Source organism: Shewanella sp. SM69, assembly GCF_025653985.1.
GTDB classification, from domain to species: Bacteria; Pseudomonadota; Gammaproteobacteria; order Enterobacterales; family Shewanellaceae; genus Shewanella; species Shewanella oncorhynchi.
This window is the reverse complement of sequence record NZ_JAKKRV010000054.1, coordinates 1-1,102: the sequence shown is the minus strand read 5'-3', so window position 1 is coordinate 1,102 and position 1,102 is coordinate 1. Positions and strand designations below refer to the sequence as shown.

Genomic DNA, 1,102 nt, shown 5'->3' with positions numbered 1-1,102 from the left:
CTATACCGGTGATCAATGAAGATGCTTGATTTTCAGTGAAATGAGGATCAAGCTAACGATTATGAAACTACTCCTTACTCCTGAACAAAAACAAGTCCTAGAGACCCAGCATGCTCAAACGCGTGACGGGCGTATTCGTGACCGCATCAAAGCAGTACTGCTTGCATCCGAAGGCTGGACCCCGGCAATGATTTCTCAAGCATTACGCATTCATGAAAGCACTGTACGTAATCACCTTGCCGATTACACCTTGTCAGAGAAGCTCAAGCCTGAAAATGGCGGTTCACAAAGCCTGTTAACTGCAGAGCAAATCGCAGAATTAATTGCCCATTTAACTCAGCATACTTATCACCACAACAAGCAAATCGTAGCCTATGTATTGGAGCAATATGGCGTTCAATATACGGTAGCAGGGATGCACAAATGGCTTCGCAAAAACGGCTTTAGCTACAAGAAGCCCAAAGGCGTACCGCATAAGTTTGATACGGCAAAGCAACAGGCTTTTGTTGAGGCTTATGAGGCACTCAAAGCGCATTGCGGTGAGGATGAGCGCATTTTATTTATGGATGCCGTACATCCGACTCAGGCAACCAAAATCTCACACGGCTGGATACGAACTGGGCAAGACAAAGCCATAGAAACCACCGGCAGTCGTACACGGCTAAACCTGATTGGCGCGTTGGAGCTCAATAATATTGCCAGTGCAGTGGTCAATGAATATGAATGGGTAAACAGCGAAAGCATAGTGCAGTTTTTCGGGCAATTAAGAGACAAATACCCACAAACTCAGAAGCTACATCTTATTTTGGATGGTGCTGGTTATCACCGAGCGGCGATAGTGAAGAATGCTGCAATTTCGCACAATATTGAGTTGCATTATTTACCGCCTTACAGCCCGAACCTCAATCCGATAGAAAGACTGTGGAAGGTCATGAATGAGCACGCGAGGAACAGCGTGTACTTCAAAAATAAGCGAGATTTCAGGTCCGCACTGGATAAATTTTTCAAAGAAACATTACCCGATATTGGTGAAAGTTTAGCGTCGCGGATCAATGATAATTTTCAGCTCTTTACCCACGCATCTTCAGGTTGATTGGGTATA

1 protein-coding gene is annotated in these 1,102 nt (G+C 44.9%); it reads left to right on the top strand.

Annotated elements, in window-relative coordinates:
* Positions 1-61 precede the first annotated feature (61 nt).
* Positions 62-1,093, top strand: a complete 1,032-nt coding sequence (locus L5M37_RS24025) for an IS630-like element ISSpu23 family transposase (RefSeq protein WP_014609561.1) — start codon at positions 62-64, stop codon at positions 1,091-1,093.
* Positions 1,094-1,102: the final 9 nt, after the last annotated feature.